Annotated in this window: 10 protein-coding genes; all 10 read left to right on the forward strand. The window is 56.1% G+C overall.

Annotated elements, in window-relative coordinates; genetic code table 11:
* Positions 1–49: 49 nt before the first annotated feature.
* Complete coding sequence (locus tag OX89_RS18660) at positions 50–373, forward strand: hypothetical protein (protein WP_157497478.1); 324 nt, start codon at positions 50–52, stop codon at positions 371–373.
* An 88-nt stretch (positions 374–461) separates the two neighbouring features.
* Complete coding sequence (locus tag OX89_RS13995) at positions 462–1,157, forward strand: hypothetical protein (RefSeq protein ID WP_047351078.1); 696 nt, start codon at positions 462–464, stop codon at positions 1,155–1,157.
* A complete protein-coding gene (locus OX89_RS14000) occupies positions 1,154–1,510 on the forward strand; it encodes a type II toxin-antitoxin system RelE/ParE family toxin (protein WP_047351079.1) in 357 nt (118 codons plus the stop codon). Before OX89_RS13995 ends, OX89_RS14000 begins: the two co-directional genes overlap by 4 nt.
* Complete coding sequence (locus tag OX89_RS14005; RefSeq protein WP_047351080.1) at positions 1,507–1,830, forward strand: DNA-binding protein; 324 nt, start codon at positions 1,507–1,509, stop codon at positions 1,828–1,830. Before OX89_RS14000 ends, OX89_RS14005 begins: the two co-directional genes overlap by 4 nt.
* Before the next feature lie 152 nt (positions 1,831–1,982).
* Positions 1,983–2,216 carry a hypothetical protein gene (locus OX89_RS18665; protein WP_157497480.1) on the forward strand — a complete coding sequence of 78 codons (234 nt, stop codon included), beginning with the start codon at positions 1,983–1,985 and terminating at the stop codon, positions 2,214–2,216.
* A gap of 73 nt (positions 2,217–2,289) precedes the next feature.
* Positions 2,290–2,928 (forward strand): hypothetical protein, encoded by a 639-nt coding sequence (locus OX89_RS14010; RefSeq protein ID WP_047351081.1) that lies wholly within the window; start codon positions 2,290–2,292, stop codon positions 2,926–2,928.
* 167 nt (positions 2,929–3,095) lie between these two features.
* Complete coding sequence (locus OX89_RS14015; protein ID WP_047351082.1) at positions 3,096–3,755, forward strand: site-specific integrase; 660 nt, start codon at positions 3,096–3,098, stop codon at positions 3,753–3,755.
* The gene (locus tag OX89_RS14020; RefSeq protein ID WP_047351083.1) at positions 3,755–3,982 is read left to right on the forward strand and encodes a hypothetical protein; all 228 of its coding nucleotides are present in this window, start codon (positions 3,755–3,757) and stop codon (positions 3,980–3,982) included. The genes OX89_RS14015 and OX89_RS14020 overlap by 1 nt, the downstream gene beginning before the upstream one ends.
* 296 nt (positions 3,983–4,278) lie before the next feature.
* Entirely contained in the window at positions 4,279–4,458 is a 180-nt protein-coding gene (locus OX89_RS18670) for a hypothetical protein (RefSeq protein WP_157497482.1), read from the forward strand.
* Positions 4,459–4,474: 16 nt separating this feature from the next.
* A complete protein-coding gene (locus tag OX89_RS18675; RefSeq protein WP_157497484.1) occupies positions 4,475–4,681 on the forward strand; it encodes a hypothetical protein in 207 nt (68 codons plus the stop codon).
* Positions 4,682–5,279: the final 598 nt, after the last annotated feature.

Here is a 5,279-nt window from a genome sequence, read left to right on the forward strand (position 1 = left end):
ACCTACACCCGTGAGGGTGTAGTTCCGCATTTTAAATAAGGAACTACTCATGCAAGCAACTCCAGCTTCTAAACCAGAACCTGGCCAAGACGGATTTGTTCAATATCACAAGACGATTTGGCGGAACAATGGATACTCTGATCCTGTGAGTTTCACAGTGATCGAGTATTTGGGCAACGGTGATCCGGCATTCGGCGGCAACGCTGATGACCGAGCGCTCGGAGCTAACGGCGAAATTCTGGATCGACAACGCAGGTGCGAAGGGGTTCACCCCCTTATTTTCTCGACAATCGAGGAGGTGCATCTAGCCTGTCAGGCGATCAAGAACCGCAGAGAAGGATCCATTCTCGGCCTTGTGCCAAGCTGGAACTGATCTGTAGAAAATCGCGTTTAACTTACCCTGACGGGCACCTGTTGCCCTGGTGGGCCGGTGTCCGTCTCTTTCAAAAAGGAAACGGAAAATGACGAATTACATTGAGCATCTTGCATCGGGAAAGACAGGCACCTTTTCAGCGAAGTATGACCAGCACGCGGAGCGTAACGGTCAGGCTTTCACAGTCCTAGGTGCCGTTGATCCCACTACCTACGATGCTGCAGAGTGCGGCGACATGTTTGCAATTCGATTCGCGGATGGCGCTCAAATCGAGGCTTGGCCTGAAGAGGTTGAGTCTGCGATGAAAATGTCGAATTACATTGAGCAGCCCCTTGAGTCACAAGACAAGGCGGACGCTCCGAAGAACGTTCTTGGCACGGTCGCTGTGCCACCCTTCTACATCTGGGCCAACGAAGACTGCGACAACAAGAGCGACAGCTTCAGTGAGGCCAAGGCCATCCGGTTGGCATTGTTCAACGGAGGTGGCGAGTCCGTCCACATTGTCGATGCCGATGGTGTCGAAGTGGTGGACACCGAGATCGAGGCCCACGAGGCGCTTGCGAAAGCTGGCTACTTTGCCGGTGCTCGCAAGCCTGAAGTGAAGCCCGGATTCCCAGGCGCTTTCATGGTGAACGATCCCCAAGACCCGGAAGGCTTTGCAATCGTCGGCGACGACATTGCAGCGCTCCTCATTGAGGCCCGGAATCATCTGATCGGCACCACGGCAAAGACGAGTGCGAAAGAGGTCTTGTCGGGTAACGAATGTGTTACCATTAGCGTATGATGGTTCGTCTCGAAGAGTACGTCCGGGAAGATGGAGACATCCCCTACCGGACGTGGTTTGACGGGCTGGATGTGCAAGCTGCTGCCAAGGTCACAGTTGCCAAGGCGCGGCTGGAGCTTGGCAACACTTCGAAGGTCGAATGGTTCCGTGGCATTGGCGAGTACAAGATCGACTGGGGGCCGGGGTATCGCATCTACCTGGCCAAGGACGGTGAACAGCTGATCATTCTCTTCGGTGGTAGCACCAAGAGAAACCAGCAGAAAGCCATCGACCAGGCGGTCTTGTTGCACGCCGAATACAAGGCCAGGAAGAAGGCATCTACCGCCGCAACCAACAAGGGAAAGAAGGTATGACCCTGACCCGTGATTTCAAACAAACGGTCACCGAGCGCGTGGTGCGTGATCCGGCGTTTGCGAAGGCCCTGCTAGATGAAGCTGCAACGCTTTTTCTGGATGGTGAGCCCGATGCTGCCCGCCTCATCCTGCGTGACCTCGTGAACGCAACGGTTGGCTTTGAGGCGCTCGCCGAGATGACTCACAAGCCCAGCAAGAGTCTGCATCGCATGCTGTCTCAGCGCGGCAACCCGAGCATGGACAACCTGGCCGCTATCTTTGGCGCCATCAAGACGGGCCTCAAGGTGAACTTCGACGTTCGCGTCGTGGAAATCGCCTAAGACCCAATACGCAGCCTCACGGCTGCAAATTCAACCACCCTGACGGGCACTTGTAGCCCTGCGGGGCCGGTGTCCGTCTCTTTCAAAAAAGGAAACGGAAAATGCCAGGCTGCCGTAAAAGGGATGAGGCAGGTCAAGCACCAACTTGGCTAGTGGAAATCCGTCTGAAGGACTGGATTCGCTGCTCTCCAGGGCTATCCAGAACAGTAGCCTACGAGGAAGTGATTGCTTGGGATGAGATCGAGGCGCGGCATGCCGCCTTCGACCAGTTCGAGCGACGCTGCAAGTACGAACCGGTCATGAAAAGAAAGATGCTGGATCGCCAGCTTTCGACCTTGGACTGCTGCGCGCCGGATGCCGTTGGTCTCGATGGCATGAAGGGCTAATTTCAACCACCCTGACGGGCACCTATTGCCCTATGGGGCCGGTGTCCGTCTCTTTCAAAAAAGGAAACGGAAAATGTCGAATTACATTGAGCAAGCCCCAGCTACGAAACTGGTTGAGGTGCGTTTGTCGGCCCTCACGCGGGTCGAATACATGGAGGTCGTTGAGGTGCCTGCGAATATCACGCAGACAGAGCTTGATGATCTGGTGAACGCCCGATACCGCCAGGTGGACGGTGGCGAGTTCACGAGCGATCCCGAGTATTGGGAGCGCGGCACCTGTGAAGCCGTGGTGACGGACATGCCCAATGCAGTGCCATCGATGATGGCGTTCAGGACGGCGCATGGACTTCACATTGAGCGTGCTGATGCAGCAGCTCAAACAGCAGAGTCATCAGGGCCAACACCCAAGGAGATTGCCTTTACTCCGGTACAGGCCCACACCGCGTACGAAGCCACTGCCGAGGACGTGGAAAACGTGCTTCGCAGCAACTCGCTCGCGGTGGCCAATACGAATGGCAAGTCCTTTGAGTCCATGGCGAACGAACTCCATGAAAAATTGGACTTCGACCTGATCGAACAGGCGGCGCTGGCAGGCGACGACCTGGATGAACAGACGGATTACGCGAACGACGAAATCGCCCGCCAACTCCGTGAAATGGGTGTTTTGGAGCCTTTGAAACCGGCGTACGATTCACCCAGTCCTGGCATGTAATTGCCAATCCCTCGAAAGCCCCGCGAACTTCGGTTCCGGGGCTTTTTTCATGGGGGGCCGGTTTCCAACTTTCCTTGATGTGGCGCCAGCGCTAGCGCAGATAGTAGTCAGTCAGGTGCGATGCGACTAAACTCTATGTAATTCGTTATTTACAGCTAATTGCAAGCGTGGCAAAACCCCCAGTTATCGAGGATCGGCAGATCGAGCATCTCCTGAAAGCCACAGCGGCATACAGCCGCGTGCCGCTACGAGACGCCGCATTGCTTCTGGTCCTTTACGGCACCGCGTTGTCGGTCACTGAGCTGGCCACTATCACGGTGGGCGACTACCTGGACGCCAAGGGCGCCGTCCGAGTAACGAGCGCTGTGCGACCGGACGTCTCCCACAATGGCGATGCTCGCCCCCTGTTCTGGTCGAACAAGCGCGTTGTTGCGGCGCTTGATGCCTACTTGACATGGCGTGTGGAGCGCAAGCAGGGCATCACGGTGAAGAAGGGTGCCTACCGAGGGCTTGACCCTGAGAGTGCCTTGTTCCTCACTGAGGACGGTGGGGCCTACGCGCTGACGAAGCGAAAGCTCCCCACCGGCGTGCTTAGCTATTCCTGCAACACGCTCGGCGCCTATATCTCTCGCCTGCATGCGAATGCAGGGATAGAAGGTGGCAGCGCGCAGTCAGCGCGCCGTACTTTTGCCGTCAAGCAACACAGGCAGGGGCGCGACCTTGTGCACATTGCAGCGATCCTTGGACACAAGAGCGTGAGCACCACCAAGCGGCTTGTAGAGGGCGACCCCGTGCGTCTGGCTGACATCGTCGCGAGGGCTGTGTGATGGCCGCCAAGAAGAAGGCACCGCAGGGTGATACGACGCGCACTGAGCGCGCGAAGGCGCACCTTGAGCGCCTGGCTGAAGCAAAGGGTAAGCGGTTGCTCGTGGACCTGGATGCTGAGGGCAGCGCCGCCCTGAGCGAGCTGCTCGCGAGCGGATACGGGGGCACAAATAAGGCCGTGGTGAATCGAGCATTGATCTCGGCCAGCAAACGTGTCAAAAAGGCTTGACGGCGTTTATATAAACGCTAAAATAGACCAAAGCAACACCAAAGAAACAGGAAAAGCCATGCTGAGGTCAGAGGCTCACGCAGTTCACCAGAGCTTGAAAGGATGCCCTTTTTGCGGCGTCGCGCTCACGGCAAACGTCCGCGGCGCTGGTGACTTAGCACCTAATCCCAAGGCCAGCTGCAAGACAGAAGGCTGCTACGGCTCTCGACTTCCGGTTCTGTGCCTGGACATTCCCGAAGACGTTGCAGCGTGGAATTCCCGTGCTGTGCAGACAGCCTGAGTAACCAAGGAAAAACATGCAAACACAAAACGCGGCAGTAGCGGCAATCCAATTTGCGCTGGAGACCGATGACGGATTGGCATTCCTTCGGTGCTGGAACGAAGGCAACTTCGACGCCATTCGCCGCGAGTGGCCGGAAGCACCGGAGGCGGTGTTCGTTGGAGCTGATCCGCTTCACCCTGCGACACCCGTTTGATCTAGGAAAACTATAAATGAACGAAACAAACCGAGGATTCTTGAAGATCATTGGTTCTTTCTTCCTCTTGTGGGCAGTCACTTTAAGCGTGACAGGATACTGGCCGAGCCTCCAAGGATTCGGTGTTTCAGAGCGGTTCTTTTGTGCCCTGATGATCCTTTGCTACATCATGGGTGGCGGTGCTCTTGCTGTCGCATTGCTTCCCCGTCAGACAAAACCGTAGGCAAGCCATGCCATCCCCGAAAAAGCTACTGCTGGAAGCATTTGTGGAGTTAGAAGCCCAAAGCACCTACCCGCCCCGAATTACTCACGGCGAAAGCGGCTGGAGCGTTTCAGGAACCGATTGCGTTCTGATGCGCCCAGATGGCCGCACAAGCTTCGACACGACGGGCCCGCCATCAGAAGGTGTGTTCTGGTGTTCCGTTTGTGGTGGACACCCAGATGATCCGATTCATCAACCGGGATACATCCCTTGAAGGTAATAGTTATGGAGTACACCGTCATTTTTGACGCGGAGATTGAGCGCCTAATCAGGAAGGTGAACAAAGCCATTGCTGAGGGCTGGGTTCCGCTTGGCGGGGTTGGGCACAACGGGAACAGCAGATGGGCTCAGGCCATGATCAAAACTGCGGCACCAGCAGCATAGAAATATCAACATGAACGACGCAAACAGATGTCGCTTTCGGAGACTTGCGTGAAGGACGAGGTTGGCCAGTATTGGATCAGCTTGGCGGATGACCCCGTGCAACGAGTCGTCCACGATGGATACCTATACGGGGTCTCCTCGTTTTCAGTGCAATAAGTGACGGTACGAAAAGCTA

This window comes from Diaphorobacter sp. J5-51, from assembly GCF_001023515.1.
Taxonomy (GTDB): domain Bacteria; phylum Pseudomonadota; class Gammaproteobacteria; order Burkholderiales; family Burkholderiaceae_C; genus Diaphorobacter; species Diaphorobacter nitroreducens.